The 18,874-nt window shown below is 73.0% G+C and carries 19 protein-coding genes; 5 read left to right on the top strand and 14 right to left on the bottom strand.

The genetic code is table 11. From position 1 onward, the window contains the following. Positions 1 to 72: 72 nt before the first annotated feature. Both rpmI and infC read right to left on the bottom strand, forming a co-directional pair. Complete coding sequence (gene rpmI, locus NEH16_RS26130; RefSeq protein ID WP_018103793.1) at positions 73 to 267, bottom strand: 50S ribosomal protein L35; 195 nt, start codon at positions 265 to 267, stop codon at positions 73 to 75. Positions 268 to 328: 61 nt separating this feature from the next. Then, positions 329 to 1,099, bottom strand: coding sequence for a translation initiation factor IF-3 (gene infC / locus NEH16_RS26125; RefSeq protein WP_343299521.1), 771 nt, complete (start codon positions 1,097 to 1,099; stop codon positions 329 to 331). A 341-nt stretch (positions 1,100 to 1,440) separates the two neighbouring features. Between infC and NEH16_RS26120 the strand changes: the two genes are divergently transcribed. Beyond that, positions 1,441 to 1,803, top strand: a complete 363-nt coding sequence (locus tag NEH16_RS26120) for a DUF1844 domain-containing protein (protein WP_073967877.1) — start codon at positions 1,441 to 1,443, stop codon at positions 1,801 to 1,803. A gap of 78 nt (positions 1,804 to 1,881) precedes the next feature. Here the strand turns inward: NEH16_RS26120 and NEH16_RS26115 are convergent, their stop codons facing one another. The 4 genes from NEH16_RS26115 to NEH16_RS26100 form a co-directional block, all read right to left on the bottom strand. Continuing rightward, complete coding sequence (locus NEH16_RS26115; protein ID WP_073967878.1) at positions 1,882 to 2,589, bottom strand: MIP family channel protein; 708 nt, start codon at positions 2,587 to 2,589, stop codon at positions 1,882 to 1,884. 84 nt (positions 2,590 to 2,673) lie between these two features. Beyond that, positions 2,674 to 3,402, bottom strand: coding sequence for an SseB family protein (locus tag NEH16_RS26110; protein WP_265545266.1), 729 nt, complete (start codon positions 3,400 to 3,402; stop codon positions 2,674 to 2,676). Between the two features lie 34 nt (positions 3,403 to 3,436). Next, the gene (gene mycP, locus NEH16_RS26105; protein WP_265545264.1) at positions 3,437 to 4,609 is read right to left on the bottom strand and encodes a type VII secretion-associated serine protease mycosin; all 1,173 of its coding nucleotides are present in this window, start codon (positions 4,607 to 4,609) and stop codon (positions 3,437 to 3,439) included. Continuing rightward, positions 4,606 to 5,466 carry a hypothetical protein gene (locus tag NEH16_RS26100; RefSeq protein ID WP_265545262.1) on the bottom strand — a complete coding sequence of 287 codons (861 nt, stop codon included), beginning with the start codon at positions 5,464 to 5,466 and terminating at the stop codon, positions 4,606 to 4,608. The genes mycP and NEH16_RS26100 overlap by 4 nt, the downstream gene beginning before the upstream one ends. Positions 5,467 to 5,649: 183 nt before the next feature. On the opposite strand from NEH16_RS26100, the gene NEH16_RS26095 reads away from it, so the two are divergent. Beyond that, positions 5,650 to 6,852 (top strand): amino acid deaminase/aldolase, encoded by a 1,203-nt coding sequence (locus NEH16_RS26095; RefSeq protein WP_073967884.1) that lies wholly within the window; start codon positions 5,650 to 5,652, stop codon positions 6,850 to 6,852. Here the strand turns inward: NEH16_RS26095 and NEH16_RS26090 are convergent. The 4 genes from NEH16_RS26090 to NEH16_RS26075 all read right to left on the bottom strand — a co-directional run bounded on the left by NEH16_RS26090 (position 6,849) and on the right by NEH16_RS26075 (position 10,383). Next, positions 6,849 to 7,760: a DUF2510 domain-containing protein gene (locus tag NEH16_RS26090; RefSeq protein WP_265545260.1), complete on the bottom strand. Its 912-nt coding sequence runs from the start codon at positions 7,758 to 7,760 to the stop codon at positions 6,849 to 6,851. The two genes, NEH16_RS26095 and NEH16_RS26090, sit on opposite strands and share 4 nt — an antisense overlap. Positions 7,761 to 7,807: 47 nt before the next feature. After that, positions 7,808 to 8,749, bottom strand: a complete 942-nt coding sequence (locus NEH16_RS26085) for an aminoglycoside phosphotransferase family protein (protein ID WP_265545259.1) — start codon at positions 8,747 to 8,749, stop codon at positions 7,808 to 7,810. Beyond that, positions 8,746 to 9,246 (bottom strand): GNAT family N-acetyltransferase, encoded by a 501-nt coding sequence (locus tag NEH16_RS26080; RefSeq protein WP_073967888.1) that lies wholly within the window; start codon positions 9,244 to 9,246, stop codon positions 8,746 to 8,748. The genes NEH16_RS26085 and NEH16_RS26080 overlap by 4 nt, the downstream gene beginning before the upstream one ends. Before the next feature lie 198 nt (positions 9,247 to 9,444). Continuing rightward, on the bottom strand, positions 9,445 to 10,383 hold the full coding sequence (locus NEH16_RS26075; RefSeq protein ID WP_073967890.1) for a LysR family transcriptional regulator: 939 nt from the start codon (positions 10,381 to 10,383) through the stop codon (positions 9,445 to 9,447). A 70-nt stretch (positions 10,384 to 10,453) separates the two neighbouring features. On the opposite strand from NEH16_RS26075, the gene NEH16_RS26070 reads away from it, so the two are divergent. Beyond that, complete coding sequence (locus tag NEH16_RS26070; protein WP_265545257.1) at positions 10,454 to 11,602, top strand: TDT family transporter; 1,149 nt, start codon at positions 10,454 to 10,456, stop codon at positions 11,600 to 11,602. Here the strand turns inward: NEH16_RS26070 and NEH16_RS26065 are convergent. The 4 genes from NEH16_RS26065 to NEH16_RS26050 all read right to left on the bottom strand — a co-directional run bounded on the left by NEH16_RS26065 (position 11,541) and on the right by NEH16_RS26050 (position 16,666). Further along, positions 11,541 to 12,248 carry a helical backbone metal receptor gene (locus NEH16_RS26065; protein WP_265545256.1) on the bottom strand — a complete coding sequence of 236 codons (708 nt, stop codon included), beginning with the start codon at positions 12,246 to 12,248 and terminating at the stop codon, positions 11,541 to 11,543. The two genes, NEH16_RS26070 and NEH16_RS26065, sit on opposite strands and share 62 nt — an antisense overlap. Positions 12,249 to 12,256: 8 nt before the next feature. Beyond that, positions 12,257 to 12,802: a helix-turn-helix domain-containing protein gene (locus tag NEH16_RS26060; RefSeq protein WP_073967895.1), complete on the bottom strand. Its 546-nt coding sequence runs from the start codon at positions 12,800 to 12,802 to the stop codon at positions 12,257 to 12,259. Positions 12,803 to 12,975: 173 nt separating this feature from the next. Continuing rightward, entirely contained in the window at positions 12,976 to 15,609 is a 2,634-nt protein-coding gene (locus NEH16_RS26055) for an ABC transporter permease/substrate binding protein (RefSeq protein ID WP_265545255.1), read from the bottom strand. Beyond that, complete coding sequence (locus NEH16_RS26050; RefSeq protein ID WP_073967897.1) at positions 15,602 to 16,666, bottom strand: quaternary amine ABC transporter ATP-binding protein; 1,065 nt, start codon at positions 16,664 to 16,666, stop codon at positions 15,602 to 15,604. Before NEH16_RS26050 ends, NEH16_RS26055 begins: the two co-directional genes overlap by 8 nt. Before the next feature lie 320 nt (positions 16,667 to 16,986). Between NEH16_RS26050 and NEH16_RS26045 the strand changes: the two genes are divergently transcribed. Together NEH16_RS26045 and NEH16_RS26040 are read left to right on the top strand one after the other, a co-directional pair. Further along, positions 16,987 to 17,895, top strand: a complete 909-nt coding sequence (locus tag NEH16_RS26045; RefSeq protein ID WP_265547391.1) for a 5'-3' exonuclease — start codon at positions 16,987 to 16,989, stop codon at positions 17,893 to 17,895. Between the two features lie 88 nt (positions 17,896 to 17,983). Next, the gene (locus NEH16_RS26040; protein ID WP_265545253.1) at positions 17,984 to 18,826 is read left to right on the top strand and encodes a siderophore-interacting protein; all 843 of its coding nucleotides are present in this window, start codon (positions 17,984 to 17,986) and stop codon (positions 18,824 to 18,826) included. Positions 18,827 to 18,874 lie beyond the last annotated feature (48 nt).

The raw sequence follows: 18,874 nt of genomic DNA, 5'->3' as shown, positions 1-18,874 counted from the left end.
CACACGGCCCGGAAACGAATTGGTCCCGGTCGGATCGAGGGCGCGTCCCCGGGCTCACCGGGGACTACGGCCTCACTTGCCGAGAAGCTTCTTGACCTTCTTGGCGTCGGCCGGAGCCGCGACGACCGTGCCGGTCAGCGAACGCGTCTTCTTGGACGACTTGTGCTCGAGCAGGTGGCGCTTGCCGGCCCTCTCGCGCAGCACCTTGCCGGAGCCGGTGATCTTGAAGCGCTTGCTGGCACCGCTGTGCGTCTTGTTCTTCGGCATCGCGCCGTTATCTCCTCGTCAGTGGCGCCCCTCTCGGTGCGGGCACCGGACTGCAGGGGCGTCAGATCTTGATGGGGGTTCCGGGGGACCCGGGGGTGCCTGGATGGCACCCCCCGCGGTCACGCCTCGGAAGGTGTCTCGGCCTCGGCCTCGGGCGCCGCCTCGGCCGGAGCCTCGGGGCCTTCTCCGCGGGCGCGGCGTCGGGGGTGTTGTTCCCCTGGCGCTCCGCCTTGCGGGCGGCCTGGGCCTCGCGGGCCTCGGCCATGGCTTCGGTCTTCTTCTTGTGCGGGCCCAGAACCATGATCATGTTCCGGCCGTCCTGCTTCGGGTTGGACTCGATGAAGCCGAGTTCCTCCACGTCCGAAGCGAGCCGCTGGAGCAGTCGGAAGCCCAGCTCGGGGCGGGACTGCTCACGACCGCGGAACATGATCGTGATCTTGACCTTGTCGCCCTGCTTGAGGAACCGAACGACGTGACCCTTCTTGGTGTCATAGTCGTGCGGGTCGATCTTCGGCCGGAGCTTCATCTCCTTGATGACCGTGTGCGCCTGGTTCTTGCGCGCCTCACGGGCCTTCATGGCCGACTCGTACTTGAACTTCCCGTAGTCCATGAGCTTGCACACGGGCGGACGGGCGGTTGCCGCCACCTCGACCAGGTCGAGGTCGTACTCCTGTGCGAGTTCCAGGGCCTTGGCAAGCGGCACAATCCCGACCTGCTCGCCGCTGGGACCGACAAGTCGCACCTCGGGCACGCGAATCCGGTCGTTGATGCGGGGCTCGGCGCTGATGGATCCTCCTCGGTAGCACCACGCGACCGCCTGGCGGACAGCCACGTAACGTCTGTTTCAGACAGACCAACCGCATCGGAGCAAGAAAAATGCCCCGGACGGGACACAGGCGGGGCTCCTGGAAAACCGGAACACCGCCACGGTGAACCGCGGGGCGCATCGGGCGGTTCCATCGTCCGTACGGAACGATGGGGACCGCCTGACCGGTGACCCGCCGCCCTGAGGGCGGTCAGGTGGGAGAACGGAGCCTCCACTTGTGGGCCGGGCACATAGCTGTCCGGCCGGTCGTTACACAAGGTTAGCAGCTCGGCCGAGCGGGCACCAACCGACTGTCTCACCGACTCCCGCGGACGGAGGGCCGGAGCCGTGGGCCTATCGTAAGGCGCATGAGTGACGCGACCCCCAGCAGTGATTCCCCCGGCTTCGACGAGATGGCCCGCGACATCGCGGAGGTACCCGCCGTCGAGGTGATCGTGACGGTCGCCGTCAACCTGATGAGCGCCGCCGCCGTCAAGCTCGGCCTGACCGAGGACGGCGACGCGCACAAGGACCTGGACGAGGCCCGCAAGCTGGTCCACGCGCTGGCCGGTCTGCTGGACGCGAGCACCACCGAGATCAGCTCCTTCCACGCCGCCCCGCTGCGCGACGGCCTGAAGTCCCTCCAGCTGGCCTTCCGCGAGGCGTCGCTCGTCCCGGACGAGCCGGGCCAAGGCCCGGGCGAGAAGTACACCGGCCCGGTCTTCGGCTGAGCCCCCTCCCCCTCCTTCGTACGTGAACGAGCCCCCGCCGGTCCTTCCGGCGGGGGCTCTTCGCTTCGCGGGTGCGGGTCAGACCTCCGCGGCCGTCTCGCCGCCCCGCATGGACGGGTGGGTCAGCCGGTGGGCGAGCGCCGCGAGGATGCCGCCGACCAGCGGGGCCACGATGAACAGCCACAGCTGGGAGAGGGCCGCCCCGCCCGCGAACAGGGCCGGGCCGAGGCTCCGGGCCGGGTTGACGGAGGTGCCGGTGAGCGGGATGCCGACCAGGTGGATCACCGCGAGCGAGATGCCGATGGGCAGCCCGTCGAAGCCGACGACCGCCACCTTGTGGGTCACCGCGAGGACCACGAAGACCAGCAGGAAGGTGAGCACCACCTCGGCCAGGAAGGCGCCGCCGAGGTTGATGTGCACGTCCGAGCGGTCGCCGTAGCCGTTGCTGCCGAACTTGCCGCTCGTCTTCAGCCCCGGCACCTGCTTGGCCAGCAGGAACAGCAGCGCCGCACCGGCGATGCCGCCGAGGAACTGCGCGATCCAGTACGTCACGGCCGTGCGCACGTCGATCCGCCGGGCCATCAGCATGCCGAGGGTGACCGCCGGGTTGATGTGGCAGCCGGAGATCGGGCCGAGGGCGTAGGCGAGTGCGAGGAGCACGAAACCGAAGGCCAGGGCGATGCCCAGGGTTCCGATGTAATCGACGCACAGCACCGCCGCTCCCACGGCGAAGAAGACCAGCAGCAGGGTGCCGAGGAACTCCGACACGGCTGTCCGCGTCTGCATACAACCACCTCGCGAAGATCGTTCCCTTTTCTTCGCAATTCTCCGGCTGTGTACAGCTTTGCGCGCGCCGAGCCGTGCGGGCAATCAGCGCGTGAACAGCGGCTCACCCGGTGTGTTCGCCCCGGCCGGGAGCAGCGCGAGGTCCAGGCCCCGGACCAGCCGGGCGCGCAGCACCTCGTCGGCCGCCAGCGCGCGGGCGACCCGGCCCGCCGCCTCGGCCGGGTCGGCCTCGGGGGCGAGGACCAGGGCGAGGGTGCCGTCGGCGCTGCCGGGGCCGAGGTGGGCGCGGAGCACGGCGGGCTCGGCGGCGACCGCCGCGCGGACGGCGGCGGTGACGGCCGGGTCGTCCAGCGGGTCCGCGCTGGTACGGCCCTCGGCGAGGGCGCGCAGGGCGGCCCCGGTCAGCTCGAAGGCCACCGGCCCCGCGAGGTCGAGCACCACCGTGTCGGCCTTCTCGTGCGCGGCGGCCTGGAGCGCCTGGTGCAGGGGTACGGCGACGGGGCGGGCCTGCGGGTCCCAGCGGGCCAGCGACGCGGTGGAGGTGAAGGCGGGCAGGGCGCGGCGGTCCCCGGCCTGGAGGGTGGGCACCGCCATGTCACTGGTCTTCTCGCGCCGGAGTCCGTTCTCGTCTTCTTCCACCTCGCCGAGGACGGCCACGACGGGTACGAGCAGCCGGGCGCCCTTCAGCGCTTCGAGGACCGGTGCGACGGCGGTGCGGTCCTCGGCCCAGGCGGCGAGCGCCGAGGCCAGGGCGGGGTCGGCGGTGCCGTCGTCGTCGGAGAAACCGGGGTCCGGGATGTTCTTCTGCGCCACAGGGCGAGCGTAGTGCCTGGCCGGCGGGGCCCGGTCAGCGGTTCCGGGTGAACGGGGAGCGGCCGCGCCACAGCAGCACGCCCGCCGCGAGCAGCAGGACGCCGAGGCCACCGGCCGCCGGGGCGAGCCAGCCGGCCGGTCCGTCGTCCTCGGGCTCGGGCGTGGGCCCGGCGCCGAAGTACCGCTTGCGGTAGCCCGCCGGGGCGGAGTCGCCGCGCGCGTCGGCGGAGCGCAGGGCGCCGCCCGCCTCGATGGCCGCGGCCGGGTCGACGATTCCGTAGCCGCGCGCGTCGTCGCGGCCTTCGGCGGGGGCGTCGCGGGCGGTGTCGGTGAGCAGCGTCCTGATCTGCGCGGGCGTGAGCCCGGGGTGCGCGGACTTCACGAGGGCCACCGCGCCGGAGACGAACGCGGCGGCGGCGGACGTGCCCCACTCCACGTAGTACTTGTGGTCCGGTGCCGGTACGACGATGTCGTCGCCGGGAGCGCTCACGGTGGCGTACCAGCGGCGGGTGGAGAACGAGGCGTGGGTGCCGTACCGGTCCACGGCGGCGGCGGCGATGACCCCGGGGTAGGCGGCGGGGTACGAGATGTGGTCGCCCTTCTCGCCGCCGTTGCCGGCCGAGGCGACGACGACGGCGCCCTTCTTCAGCGCGTACTGGACTGCTGCGTCCTCGCCGGGCTCGGGGTGGGCGGACTCGCTGTCGTCGCCGAGGGAGAGGTTGATGACGTCGGCGCCGTGGTCGGCGGCCCAGCGGATGCCGTCGGCGAGCGCGGTGCCCCGGGTCCTGCGGGCCTCGGCGCGGTCCGGGTCGCTCGCTTCGAGGATGACGCGGACCGGGAGGATCTTCGCCTCGGGCGCGATGCCGAGGACGCCGTCGGCGCGTCCGCTGCCGTGGCCCCGGCCCGCGATGATCCCGGCCATGGCGGTGCCGTGCCTGGCCCATGCCTTGTCGCCGCGCCCGGCGCCGAAGCCGATGAGGTCCTTGCCGGGCAGGACCTGGCCCGCGAGGTCGGGCAGGCTGCCGTCGACGCCGGTGTCGACCACGGCGACGGTGACGCCCTTGCCGCGGGTGGTCTCCCAGGCCCGGTCGGTGTGCATGGCGGCCAGGCCCCACTGCTGGGCCCGGATGGTGTCGGCCCCGGCGGGGGTGGCGGGGAGCAGGGCGAGGGCGGTGGCCGCGCAGAGGACGCCCAGGGTGTGCTTCATCGTGGCTGCTCCATGAGGTCGGCCACATGGGTGCGCAGCGCGCGTTCGACGCCGTCGGACAGGCCCTTGGCCTCGTGGCCGAGTCCGGCCTGGGCGGCGGGGGTGGTGGCGCCGGTGGCCATGGCCCGGTCGGCGGGCTGGGGCGGGGTGCTCACGCGTCCGTCGGCGAATCCGGTCACGGCGAAGGCGACGACCGGTATCCCGGTCAGTACGCGGACGGACCAGCTGGCGCGCTGCCGGGCGCCGAAGGAGGCGGCCGGGCTGTCCTTCACGGGGTAGGTGCGGGGCAGCAGGTCGGTGCGGCGGTCGAGGTGCCTGTCTGCGAACCGGGCGCCGAGGGCCCGCATCGCGTCGGTGTCGGCCTCGGTGAAGGCCAGCCCGACGGTGGTGACACTGCTGGCGGTCGCGTCGGTGTACGTGGCGCGCAGGACGTGGGCGCAGCCGACCGTACGCAGGGTCTTGGCGAGGAGCGGGTCGAACGCGTCGGCGCAGCCGCTGTCGGGGGCGACGGCGAGCCTGGTCCAGACGCGGTCGGCGCCGCCGGGTCCGGTGCCGTCGCCCTTCAGGGTGCGCGGGAAGAGGGTGTCCACGGGGATGCTGTGCCAGGCTTCGCGGCTCACGGTGTACGCGCTGCGGGCGGCGGGATCGTCGTCGGGGCCACCGGTGAGCCAGTGGCCGGCGGCGGCCCCGGCGATCAGCCCGAGCCCGAGGACGGCGCAGACCGCGGCGGCGACGGCCCGGCGGGGGCGGGCGGGGGGCTCGGGGGGTGGCCGGTCGGCGGGTGACGGGGCGGGCTCGTACGGCGGCGGTGCCGTCGGGCGGGGTGGTACGGGGGAGCGCCGCGCTTCGGTGCTCATCCGCCCCCCTGGTCCGTTCCGTACCGCGCGTACCTCCCGCCCGCGTGGGCGGACCCCGTTCGCCGCGTGGGCGTCACTCTACGGGCTGGGGAGACCCTGGTGGGAGCGGGCCGTACGCGCACCGGCCGATCTGCACGGATCTTCCCCCTACCCAGCGGTAGAACCGTCTGGCAAGCTGCGGCCATGACTGCCCGAGCCACTGACCGGGCCCGTTACGACCGGGCCACCGCCCATCTCGACGCCCCCGTCGCCGTCGTGGATCTGGAGGCGTTCGACGCCAACGCGGACGATCTCGTCCGCCGGGCAGCGGGCAAGCCGATCCGGGTGGCGAGCAAGTCGGTGCGCTGCCGGGCCCTGCTGGAACGGGTGCTGGCCCGGCCCGGTTTCGCGGGGATCATGTCGTTCACGCTCGCGGAGTCGCTGTGGCTGGCCCGGGCCGGCTTCGACGACGTGCTGCTGGCGTACCCGTCCGCCGACCGCCCGGCGTACGCGGAGCTGGCCGCCGATCCGAAGCTCGCCGCGGCGGTGACGGTGATGGTGGACGACCACGCCCAGCTGGACCTGATCGACGCGGCGCGGGCGGGCGGCACCCAGGAGATCCGGGTCTGCCTGGAGCTGGACACCTCGCTGCGGATGCTCGGCGGCCGGGTCCGGATCGGTGCCCTGCGCTCGCCGCTGCGCTCCCCCGCCCAGCTGGCCGACCTGGCGAGGTCCGTGGTCCGGCGGCCCGGTTTCCGGCTGGTCGGGCTGATGGCCTACGAGGGGCACATCGCGGGGGTCGGGGACTCGGTGGCGGGGCGTCCGCTGCGGTCCCGGGCGATCCGGCTGATGCAGGCCACGGCCCGCAAGGAGCTGGCGGCCCGGCGGGCCGAGGTGGTGCGGGCGGTCCGTGCCGTGGCGCCGGAGCTGGAGTTCGTGAACGGCGGCGGCACGGGCAGCGTGCAGCACACGGCGGCGGAGGACGCGGTGACGGAGATCGCCGCCGGTTCGGGGCTGTACGTGCCGCGCCTGTTCGACAACTACACCTCGTTCACGGCCCGTCCGGCGGCCCTGTTCGCGCAGCCCGTGGTGCGGCGGCCGGGCGTGGGCGTGGTGACGGTGCTCGGCGGCGGTTATCCGGCGTCGGGCGCGGCCGGGGCGGACCGGCTGCCGGTCCCGTACCTCCCGGAGGGGCTGCGCTACGACCCGCAGGAGGGGCCGGGCGAGGTGCAGACCCCGCTGCTGGGCGCCCCGGCCGACGATCTGCTGATCGGTGACAAGGTGTGGTTCCGGCACGCGAAGGCCGGTGAGCTGTGCGAGCGGTTCGACGCGCTGCACCTGATCGAGGGCGACCGCGTGACGGCGACGGTTCCGACGTACCGGGGTGAAGGGCGGACGTTCCTCTAGGGCGTGTGCTCGACCGCGCTGCCCACGCCGCCGTCCGTCGCCTCCGCGCCGATCGGGCGGATGCCCTTCGTGAGGGTGTCCATGAGGGCCAGGGGCGGTCCGTCGTGTCCGGCGTCGAAGGCGTACCGCACGATGACGGGCGACTCGCTGCCGTTGGGTGAGGGGAAGACCAGCGTCTGCACATAGCCGCCGGGGCCCTTTCCGGTGACGACTCGCCAGCGCACCTGGTATCCGGTGCGCCCGGCCACGCTGACCGCGCCTGCGGAGAGCTGACGGTGCGACATGATGCCGCCGTGGAGTGAGCGGCCGATGAGGTCCTCCTCGTACGCGAGGTCGGCCGCCTCGACGATGTCCTTCTTGGCTATCTCCTCGGGTGTGGTGAGGTCGGTGCGGGTTGCGGTGCGGATGGTCACTGCGCCGTGGTCGCACACCGCGGAGCGGTTGGTGGGGCACAAGTACCCCTCGTCCTGGGCGGTGCGCATCGTGAGCGCTTCTTCCAAGGGGTGCTCGATCCGTTCCCAGCCGTCGGGAATCGGCAGGGTGATGCCGTTGAGCTGATCCACGAGCACGTTCGGGTCCTGCTTGGCCGGTGTGCCGTCCGGTGAGGGGCGGCCGGTGCTGCTCCGCGCGGGTTTCGGCGAGGCGTGGGCGGTCGGGGCCTCCGGGTCGTCGTTCCGGGTCAGGAGCACGGCCCCGGTCACGACGGCGCCGACGACGACCGCCCCGGCCGCCACGAGCGCGACGGCCCGGGCGCTTCCGCCGCGCTGCGGAGCCGGAGCCGGGACCGGGGCGGGGACGGGCGCGGCGGGCGCCCGGGTGTGGGCGGTCCATGCCGTCCCGTCCCACCAGCGCTCCAGGCCGGGCGCGGAGGTGTCCGGATACCAGCCGGGCGGCGTCGGATAGCTCATCGCTCCACTCTAGGCGCGGTACGGGGTCTGCTGGAGGCGGTGGGGGCTCAGAACCTCTGCCTCAGCCAGGTCAGGGCGGCGGCGCCCTGGGCGGCCTGGAACGCGCGGAGCGTCGGCAGGCCGGGCGGGTCGGGGCGCAGCGCGTGCTCCGCGAAGTACCCGGCGACGGCGGCGAGTACGGCGGTCACGGCGTCCGGGTCCGCGTCCCGGCCGAGCGGGTGGGCGGTGAACAGCGCGTCCGGGTCGGGGCCGCCCTGGGCCGCCACGCACGGGAGCATCACCAGCAGGTCGAACCAGGGCGCGGCGCGCACCGCGTGCGGCCAGTCCACGAAGACGGTCCGGTCCCGGGTGAGCAGGATGTTGTCGGCGCGCAGGTCGCCGTGGGCGAGGGTGTCCCCGGCGGCGGCCTCGGCCCAGCGGGACTCCAGCTCCGCGAGGGCGGCGAGGCGGCCGGCGGCCCAGGGGTGGAGGCGGGCGTCGCCGCCGGCGGCGTGCAGGGTGCGCCAGCCGGTGAACATCCGGGCCTTCAGGCCGGCGACGGCGGGCACCTCGGCCGGGGCCGGGGTGAGGATCCGGGCGAGGTCCCCCACCGCCGCCAGGACCCGGTCCAGCTCGGTCCGGTCCCAGGGCACCCGGGGCTGGCGGCCGTCGATGTCCTCCAGCACGAGGGCGACGCAGGTCCCGTCGTCGTACGAGCCGAGCAGCCGGGGCACCGGGGCGTGCGCCGGCAGCGAGGCCGTGACGCGGGCCTCGGCGCGGTGCAGGTCCGGGCTGTCCGCGTTCACCTCGGCGCTCACCGCCTTGACGAAGGCCCGGCCGCCGTTCGCGAGGCGGAGCCGGGCGGCGACTCCGGGCGAGAAGCCGCCGCTCTGGCTGCGGGCCTCGGTGACGGGCGCGCCGAGGATGTCCTCGACGGCCGCGCGGACGGGGGCGGGCAGGCCGGACCAGGGGTGGCGGACGCCCTGTGCGGGCGGTGCGGTGGCGGTCATCGGCGCGTGCCTCCCGGTGTGTCCGGCGCGGTGGCGGCCGTCCAGGTCAGCGGGGTGGGTCCGGTGGGGTCTCCGTAACCCAGCGAGCGGTACAGGCCCTCGCCCTCGGGCGACGCGGTCAGGTTGATCCGGGAGCACCCGGCCTCGACCAGGTGGTCGTGGACGGCCCGGAAGGTCAGGCGGGCGTACCCCCGCCGCCGGTGGGCGGGGTCGGTGGCGACCGAGGCGATGTGCCCGACGTACGGGGCGCGGTCCGGCCGGGGCAGCGACCACATGTACTGGCCGACCGTGCTGGACAGCAGCCGGTCCCCGGCGTCGATCACATAGGCGACGAAGTGCGGGTCGGTGGCGAGCCGTTCGCGGAAGTACGCCTCGCACACCGGGGTCCAGTCGGCTTCCGGGACGACTCCGGCGGAGGCGAGCATGATCCGGCGCAGCCGGGTGACCTCGGCGGCGTCGTCCGCGCCGGCCCTTCTCAGGTACGGCGAAGTGCTCATCGATCGTCCTTTCGCTGGGATGCCGTGCCCTGCAAGGGTGTCGTGCACGGGCCCGGCACGTCGCCCCGTTTTTCTCGGGCCCGGCCCGGGCGGACCATGAGGCCGATGCCGGTCAGCGGCATCACCGCGGGGGTCGCGGCGCGGACGGCGTACGCGGTCGCCTTCGGCCCACCGCGACGCCTACGACGAGGAGCGGCCCTAGGCCGTGCCCCCGGAGGGCTCCGACCGGGTCAGTGCGAGCAGGTCGCGGGCCGGGCCCGTGGGGCGGTGCCCCGAGGGCCAGACCGCGCGCAGCTGGCGGCGCAGCCGGGCCCCGGCGATCGGGACCTTGACCAGGCGGCGGGCCGACAGCTCCTCGCCGAGCGCCAGTTCGCTCAGGACGCAGGGGCCCGCGCCGCTCTCCGCCGCGCCCTTGAGCGCGGTGGTCGAGGAGAGCTCCAGGAGCGGCGGGGCCAGCGGGCCGTGGACGGCGAGCGCCGCGTCCAGGACCTGGCGGGTGCCGGAGCCGTGCTCGCGCAGGATCAGCGGCGTCGCGGCCAGTTCGCCCGGGGTCAGCGGGGTGCGGCGGCGGGCCCACGGATGGGCGGGGGCGACCACGACGACGAGGCGGTCGTGGGCGATGACCGTGCCGTCGAGCCCGGCCGGGACGGACAGGCCCTCCACGAAGCCCAGGTCCGCCTCGCCGCTCAGCAGCCGCTCGGCGACCACCGCGGAGTTCCCGGCGAGCAGTGAGACGGCGGTGCCGGGGCGTTCGGCGCGCAGGGCGATGAGCCAGCCGGGGAGCAGGTATTCGGCGATGGTCATGGAGGCGGCGACCCGCAGCCGGGAGTCGCGGCGGTCGCGCAGCGCCTGGGCGCCCGCGTCGAACGCCTCGGCGGCCTCCACGACCCGGCGCGCCCAGTCGGTGACCAGGGCGCCGGCGTCGGTGAGCCGGGAGCCCCGGGGTGAGCGGTCGAGGAGGGCGAGGCCGAGCTGCCGTTCCATGGAGCGGACCCGGCTGCTGGCGGCGGGCTGGGTGATCCCGACGTCCCGGGCGGCCCGGCCGAGGCTGCCGTGCCGGGCGACGGCGAGGAGCAGTTCCAGCGCGCCCAGGTCGGGCACCCGGTGGGACAGGGGGGCGGGCGGTTCGCTGGACATAAGTCCACTTTATGACCTCATAGGGCGGTGCTCCCTGGTGGGGTCCCGCCGCGCCGCAGAGGATCGTGGCATGGCCATCTATCTGCGGACCCGCACCTCTCCCCCGTACTCCGGCACCCTCCGGCGGCCCGCGCTGCGGCACTTCGGGCCCAACTGGTACGCCACGGTGATGGGCACCGCGATCGTCGCGAGCGCCGGTGCCGCGCTGCCGGTGCATGTGCCGGGGCTGCGGGGCGCCTGCACGGTGGTCTGGCTGTGCTCGGCGCTGCTGCTCGCCGCCGTGCTGGCCGCCCGCGCCGGGCACTGGGCGGCCCACCGCGACCAGGCGCGCGCCCATCTCGCGGACCAGGCCGTCGCGCCGTTCTACGGCTGCCTGTCGATGGCGCTGCTGGCCGTCGGGGGCTCCGGCATGACCGTGGGCCAGGACCTCATCGGGCACCGGGCGGCGCTCGCGCTGGACGTGGTCCTGTACACGGCCGGCACGGTGACCGGACTGGTGGCGGCCGTGGCGGTCCCGTATCTCATGATCACGCGCCACCGGCCGGAGCCGGGCACCGCGTCCCCGGTGTGGCTGCTGCCCGTAGTGGCGCCGATGGTGTCCGCCGCGCTCGGCCCGCTGCTCGTGGCGGAGCTGCCCCCGGGGCAGGGGCGCGAGGCGCTGCTGCTCGGCTGCTACGCGATGTTCGGGCTGAGCCTGCTGGCGACGCTGGTCATGCTGCCGCTGGTCTTCGGGCGGCTGGTGCACGGGGGCCCGCTGCCGCTCGCCCTGACGCCCACCCTGTTCCTGGTGCTCGGTCCGCTCGGCCAGTCCACGACCGCGGTCAACGCGCTGGCCGATGTGGCTCCGGGCGCCATCGGGAGCCCGTACGCCTCGGCGCTGCGGGCCTTCGCGGTGCTGTACGGGGTGCCGGTGATGGGCTTCGCCCTGATGTGGCTGGCGCTGGCCGCGGCGCTGGTGGTGCGGGCGGTCCGGGGCGGGATGACGTTCTCGATGACCTGGTGGGGCTTCACGTTCCCCGTCGGCACCTGTGTGACGGGCGCGGCGGGCCTGGCCCGGTACACCGGACTGACCGCGTTCAGCTGGCTGGCCGTCGCGCTGTACGTGCTGCTGGTGTCGGCGTGGGCGGTGGCGGGCGTGCGCACGGTGCGCGGGCTCGTCAGCGGAGTGCTGCTCGCAGCGCCTCGGGGGCCCGTACCAGCGACGGCCCGTACCAGGTGAGGTACCGCCCGTCCACGAGGGCGGCGGGCAGGCCGGGGAAGGCTTCGGGTCCGTCGTCCCGGGTGAAGCGGTAGGGCTCGTCGGGCAGGACCACCAGGTCGGCGCCTGCCGCGTTCAGCTCGTCGAGCGGGATGCGCGGGTAGCGCTCGGCGTGGTCCGCGTACACGTTGGCCACGCCGAGCCGGGCGAGCAGGTCGCCGGCGAAGGTGTCGCGGCCCAGCACCATCCAGGGCCTGCGCCAGACCGGGACGATCGCGCGGCGCGGCGGGCCGGGCGGCGGGAGGGACGCCCAGGCCGCCTCGGCCTCGTCCAGCCAGCGCGGGCGGGGCAGCCCGCAGGCGCCGGTCAGCAGCCGGTCCAGCTCGCCGAAGGCGTCGTCCAGGGTGCGGACGGTGGTGACGAGGACGTCCGCACCGGCGTCCCGCAGGGCGGCGAGGTCGGGGGCCCGGTTCTCCTCCTCGTTGGCCACCACCAGGTCCGGGCGCAGGGCCAGGACCGCTTCGACGTCGGGGTTCTTGGTGCCGCCGACGCGGGCGGCGCCGAGCCCGGGCGGGTGGGTGCACCAGTCGGTGACGCCGACGAGCAGGCCGGGGGCCGTCCCGGCGACGGCCTCGGTGAGGGAGGGGACCAGGGAGACGACGCGCACGGCGGCCCTCAGCGCCGGGGGTCGGACGTGGCGTCGATGTGTTCGGCGACCGCGACGCACAGCAGCCGGGTGCCGGGGAGGGTGGCCCGCCAGCGGTGGCGGACGCCGCCGGACAGGAACAGCGTGTCGCCCTGGACCAGCCGGTAGGCGCGGCCCTCCGCCTCCACTTCGGCGGCGCCCTCGGCCACGTACAGGAGCTCGTCGTTGCGGTGCTGGAACTCGCGCCCGAGGTCCAGCTCACCGCTGAATTCCAGGGCGCTGAGCTGGTGGCGTCCCCGGACCACCCGGTGCACCCCGTCCTGCTCGGCGGCGCGCACGACGTCGACCGCGCGTGCGGAGTCCGCGGCGGCGCGCAGCCGGGCGGTGGTGGTCTCCAGAGCCTCGGCGACCCGGTCGAGCGACCGGGCGCTGGGTCTGGCGCGCTCGTTCTCGATCTGGCTGAGGAACGGCACGGAAAGGCCGCTGCGCGAAGCCACGGCGGCCAGGGTGAGTCCCAGGGATCTGCGCTGTCGGCGGACGGCGGCGCCCACCCGAAGTGTTTCCTTCTCGTCCATGTCCGGCTCCCTCCCGAGACGCCATCCTTCCGGTTGTGGGCCCGTCGCGCACACCGTTAGGCCAGGACGGCCCGGAAAGTGAGCATTCCGGAACGCCGGAAGGGGTGGGCCGCGCCGTCGGCGCGACCCACCCCTTCACGGGCTGCGGCCCTGGTGGGGGCCGGTGACGGCTCCTACTGGGGAGCCATCTTGTCCGCGATGCCCGGGTTCTTCTCCATCCAGGCCTTCACGGCTTCCTCTTCGTGCCCTGTACCGAGCTTCTGGATCTGGTTCTCCAGGACGGCGAGCTGGTCCTCGCTCAGCTTGAAGTCCTTGAACCACTTCGTCAGCTGCGGGTAGTTCTTCGGGAACTCCTTGGAGGCGATGGTGTGCAGCCGGTCGCCCTCGCCGAACGCCTTCTTCGGGTCCTGGAGCTTGGTCATCCCGTACTCGCTGTACGCCCAGTGCGGGGTCCACAGCAGGACGGCGATGGGCTCCTTCTTGGCGTACGCCCGCTTCAGCTCGGCGAGCATGCCGGGCGTCGAGGAGTCGACCACCTTGTACTCGTCGTCCAGGCCGTAGGCCGGGAGCACGTTCTTCTTCAGGTTCTCCATCGTGGCGGTGCCGGGCTCGATGCCGACGATCCGGCCCTTGAACTTCGAGCCCTTGCCCTTGAGGTCGGCCAGGGACTTCACGTCCTTGACGTAGTCGGGCACCGCGACCTCGATGGAGGTCGGGCCGTACCAGGAGCCGATGTCCGTCAGCTTGGAGCCGTACTTGTCCCAGTAGTTCTTCTGGGTGAAAGGGAGCCAGCCGTCGAACTGCACGTCGATCTGGCCGCGCGACATCGCGGTGTACATCGGACCGACCTCGAACTGCTTGAGGTTGATCTTGTAGCCGCGCTCCTCCAGGACGGCCTTCCACAGGTACGTGGCGGCGATGTCCTCCTCCCAGGGGAACCAGGCCATCTCGACCGGGCGGTCGCGCTCGTCCTTGCCGTTCGCACCCTTGGCCGGGGCGGACTTCTTGACCGGGGTCCACTTGTCGGCGACGTCCGGGTTGGCCTTCAGCCAGGTGCGGACGGCCTCCTGCTCCTTGCCGGAGCCGCTCTTCTGGATCTGGGCCTCAAGGCTGGTGAGCTGGTCCTCGCTCATCTTGAAGTCCTTGAGCCACTTGCCGACCTCGGGGTTGTCCCCGGCGAAGCCCTTGCGGGTCAGCGTGTGGATGCCGTCGCCCTTGCCCCAGAGGTTCTTGGGGTCCTTGAGCTTGGTCAGCTCGAACTGGTTGTACGCCCAGTGCGGCGACCAGAGCGGGACGACGATCGGTTCCTTCTTGGCGTACGCGCGCTTCAGCTCGGCCAGCATGGACGGCGTGGAGCCGTCGACGACCTTGTACTCCTTGTCCAGGCCGTACCCCGGCAGGATCTTGTCCTTGAGCAGGCCCATCTCACCGGCGCTCGGCTCGATGCCCACGATCCGGCCCTTGAAGTCGGACGCCTTGCCCTTGAGGTCGGTCAGGGACTTCACGTCCTTGACGTAGCTGGGGACGGCCAGCTCCAGCGAGGTGGGGCCGTACCAGGAGCCCATGTCCTCCAGGCGGTCCTTGTACTTCTTCCAGTACGAGGCGTGGGTGACGGGCAGCCAGGAGTCGGTCTCGAAGTCGATCTGGCCGCTCGCCATGCCGGTGTACAGCGCACCGGCCTCGTACTGCTTGACGTCGACCTCGAAGCCGCGCCGCTCCAGCAGCTCCTTCCACAGGAAGGTGGAGGCGATGCCCTCGTCCCACGGGATGTAACCCATGCTGATCTTCTTGCCGGCACCGATCTTCGCCGTGTCCGAGGCGGTGGCGGAGTCGTCGTCCGAGGAGCCGAAGATCCCCATGCCGCCGGCGACGAGCGCCAGGGCGACGACGCCCGCGACGGCGACGACGGGCTGCGGGCGGTGGTGCCAGATCTTCAGGCCGCCGGCCATCGACTGCGCCTTGGCGAGCGCGCGGCGGGCGAGCGGGGAGACCTCGCGGCCCAGGGCGCTGGTCATCCGGTCCAGGTACATGGCCAGGATGACGATGGAGACACCGGCCTCGAAGCCCAGGCCGACGTCGACGTTGCCGATGGCCCGGTAGACGGAGCCGCCGAGGCCGCCGCCGCCGACCATGCCGGCGATGACCACCATGGACAGGCCCAGCATGATGACCTGGTTGATGCCCGCCATGATCGTGGGCAGCGCCAGCGGCAGCTGGACCCGCAGCAGGGTGTTGCGGGAGGTGGTGCCGAACGCCTCGGCCGCCTCGACCAGCTCGCCGTCGACCTGGCGGATGCCGAGTTCGGTCATCCGGACGCCCGGGGGCAGCGCGAAGATGATGGTGGCGATGATGCCGGGAACGACACCGACGCCGAAGAAGATCACGCCGGGGATCAGGTAGACCATGGCGGGCATGGTCTGCATGAAGTCCAGGACCGGCCGGGTCACCGCGCTCACCGTCTTGGAGCGGGAGGCCCAGATGCCGAGCGGCACGGCCAGCACCAGCGTCACGATCGTCGCGACGAGCACCAGCGTGAGCGTGTCCATCGCCTCGTCCCACAACTCGACCGAGTCGATGAGGGCGAAGCCGACGAACGCGAGGATTCCGGCGAGCAGACCGCGCAGCCACCACGCGATGACGGCGACGATGCCCGCGAAGAGCAGGGGCGCGGGAGCGGAGAGCACGGCGGCGATGCCGTCGAACATGCCGCTCACCACGGAGCTGATGAAGTCGAAGAGCCAGGAGAGGTGGGTCTGGAGCCAGTCGACCGCGGAGTCGACCCAGTCGCCGAGATGGAGCCTAAACACCGGCCACCTTCTTCAGCGTCGTCGCGGCGTCCTGGGGAGCCTGGGCGGGGGTCATCGGCTCACCGAGCACGGCGAGCAGCCGCTCGCGGGGCACGACACCGAGGACCTTGCCCTTGTCGTCGGTCACGGCGACCGCGACCCGGCTCTGCGAGCACGGTGTGAACAGCTCGATGATCGGCGTGGACTCGGTGACGGTGGCCGGGGTGGCCGCCAGCACGTCGTCGGTGTTCCGGATCTCCTTGCCCCGGTCGCAGAGCGTGCCGATGACGGTGTCCGTCTCGGCCATGATCGCGCCGGCGGTCAGCACCCGGGCGCGGTCCACGTCCTGGGTGAAGGAGGCGACGTAGTCGTTGGCCGGGGTGACGAGTATGTCCTCGGCGGTGCCGAGCTGGACTATCTCGCCGTCGCGCATCACGGCGATGCGGTCACCGAGGCGCATGGCCTCGTTGAGGTCGTGGGTGATGAAGACGATGGTCTTCTTCAGCCGCTTCTGGAGCTCCAGGAGCTGGTCCTGCATGTCGCGGCGGATCAGCGGGTCGAGCGCGCTGAAGGACTCGTCCATCAGGAGCAGGTCGGCGTCGGTGGCGAGCGCGCGGGCCAGGCCCACGCGCTGCTGCATGCCGCCGGACAGCTCGTCGGGCCAGGACTTCTCCCAGCCGGCCAGGCCGGTCAGCTCCAGGGCCTCGGTGGCGCGGCGGTTGCGCTCGGCGCGCGGGACGCCCTGCACCTCCAGGCCGTACGCGGCGTTCTCCAGGACGCTCCGGTGCGGGAACAGCGCGAAGTGCTGGAACACCATGCTGATCTTGGTGGAGCGGACGCGGCGGAGCTCGGCGGGGCTCAGGGCGGTCAGGTCCTGGCCGTCGAAGAGCACCTGGCCGGAGGTGGGCTCCAGCAGACCGTTGAGCATCCGCAGCAGCGTGGACTTGCCCGAGCCGGACAGACCCATCACGACGAAGATCTGGCCCGGTTCGACGGTGAACGATGCGTCGATCACCGCTGCGGTGGTTCCGTCGGCGCGCAGCGCGTCGCGGCCGGTGCCGCTCCGCAGCTTCTGCACGGCTTGATCGGGTCGTCTGCCGAACACTTTGTACAAGTGCTCGGCTTGCAGCCTGGACACATACACCTCACGCGTTGAACCGAGAACGGTCTGCCACCCCCGCCGGCAGACCGTGGAGCGGCGCGGATTCCGTCCGCATGGCACATGCACTAGTTGAAAATGCGACGTGGGCCGCTCCGATGGCGCGCCTGCCCGCACTTACCCGGAGCAAACACAAGAGTGACCTGGATCACATGGGGCGACCCGGTTTTCCGGGAACCGCGTCCGCGGCAGTCGCTGTCGGTGCCGTGCGGCATCATCGGCGTGTGACGCGACGCCTGATGCTCCTCGACACCGCCTCCCTCTACTTCCGCGCCTACTTCGGCGTGCCCGACTCGGTGCGCGCGCCGGACGGCACCCCGGTCAACGCCGTACGCGGGCTGCTGGACTTCATCGGCCGCCTGGTGCAGGACCACCGGCCGGACGACCTCGTCGCCTGCTGGGACGCGGACTGGCGGCCGCAGTGGCGGGTCGACCTCATCCCGACGTACAAGGCGCACCGGGTGGCCGTAGAGACCGGGGCGGGCGAGCCCGACGAGGAGGAGACGCCGGACACGCTGGCCCCGCAGGTCCCGGTCATCGCGGACGTGCTGGACGCGCTGGGCATCGCCCGGGTCGGCGCCGAGGGGTACGAGGCGGACGACGTGATCGGCACGCTGACCGGGCGCGCGACGGGCCCGGTCGACATCGTCACCGGCGACCGGGACCTGTACCAGCTGGTGGACGACGCCCGCGGGGTGCGGGTGCTCTACCCGCTGAAGGGGGTCGGCACGCTCCAGGTGACGGACGAGGCGTGGCTGCGCGAGAAGTACGGGGTGGACGGCCCCGGGTACGTGGACCTGGCGCTGCTGCGCGGCGACCCGAGCGACGGGCTGCCGGGCGTGCCCGGGATCGGCGAGAAGACGGCGGCGAAGCTGCTGGACGCCTTCGGCGACCTGGCCGGGATCATGGCGGCGGTGGACGATCCGGCGGCGAAGCTGACGCCCTCGCAGCGCAAGCGGCTCGACGAGGCCCGCGCCTATGTGGCCGTCGCGCCGAAGGTGGTGCGGGTCGCCGGCGACGTACCGCTGCCGGACTTCGACCCGGCGCTGCCCGCCGCGCCGCGCGATCCGGCCGCCCTGGACGCGCTCGCGACCCGGTGGGGCCTGGGCGGGGCACTTCAGCGCCTCCACTCCGCTCTGCGATCCTGAGGTGTTAAGTTAGGTAACCCTAAGGCCGATGTCGGCAGCGGGGCATCGGTCGGCGGTTTTCCAATTCCGGCAGCAGGGAGCAGACCTCGTGGCAGAACGACCGGAGCGGCGGGCACCGAAGGCTCAGGGGGCGCAGGTCCTGCGCACCGAGCGGATCACCCCGCACATGGTCCGGGTGGTGCTCGGCGGCGACGGTCTCGCCGAGTTCGCGCTCGACGGCTTCACCGACCATTACGTCAAGCTGTGCTTCGCCCCCGAGGGCGCGGACTACAGCCACCCCTTCGACATGGTCCGCATCCGCGAGGAGTACCCCCGCGAGCTGTGGCCCACCACCCGTACCTACACGGTGCGTTCCTGGGACCCGGCCGCCCGCGAGCTGGTGATCGACTTCGTTGTGCACGGCGACGAGGGTCTGGCCGGGCCCTGGGCGGCGGGCGCGCGGCCGGGCGACCAGGTGACGTTCCTGGGCCCCGGCGGGGGTTACGCCCCCGACGCCTCGGCGGACTGGCACCTGCTGGCGGGCGACGAGAGCGCGCTGCCGGCCGTCGCCGCCGCGTTGGAGCAGATGCCGGCGGGTGCGGTGGTGCACGCGTACGTCGAGGTGGCGGACGCGGCGGAAGAGCAGAAGATCGCCACGCCGGACGGCGTCGCGGTCACCTGGCTGCACCGGGCGGGCCGCCCGGTCGGCGAGGCGCTCACCGAAGCCGTCACGGGGCTGGAGTTCCCGCCCGGCCGGGTCCAGGCGTTCGTGCACGGCGAGGCGGGCTTCGTCAAGGAGATCCGCCGCCATCTGCGCCTGGAGCGCGAGATCCCGGCCTCCCAGCTGTCGATCTCGGGCTACTGGCGGCTCGGCCACGACGACGAGGCGTGGCGCTCCGTCAAGCGCCAGTGGAACGAGCAGGTGGAGCGCGAGCAGGAGAGCGCGGCCTGACCTCCCGTACGCGCGGCTGTGCCCCGGTCCGACGGACCGGGGCACAGC

It is taken from the genome of Streptomyces drozdowiczii, assembly GCF_026167665.1.
GTDB lineage: Bacteria > Actinomycetota > Actinomycetes > Streptomycetales > Streptomycetaceae > Streptomyces > Streptomyces drozdowiczii_A.
The sequence above is the reverse complement of the archived record's forward strand: the minus strand, read 5'-3'. Positions and strand labels throughout refer to the sequence as shown.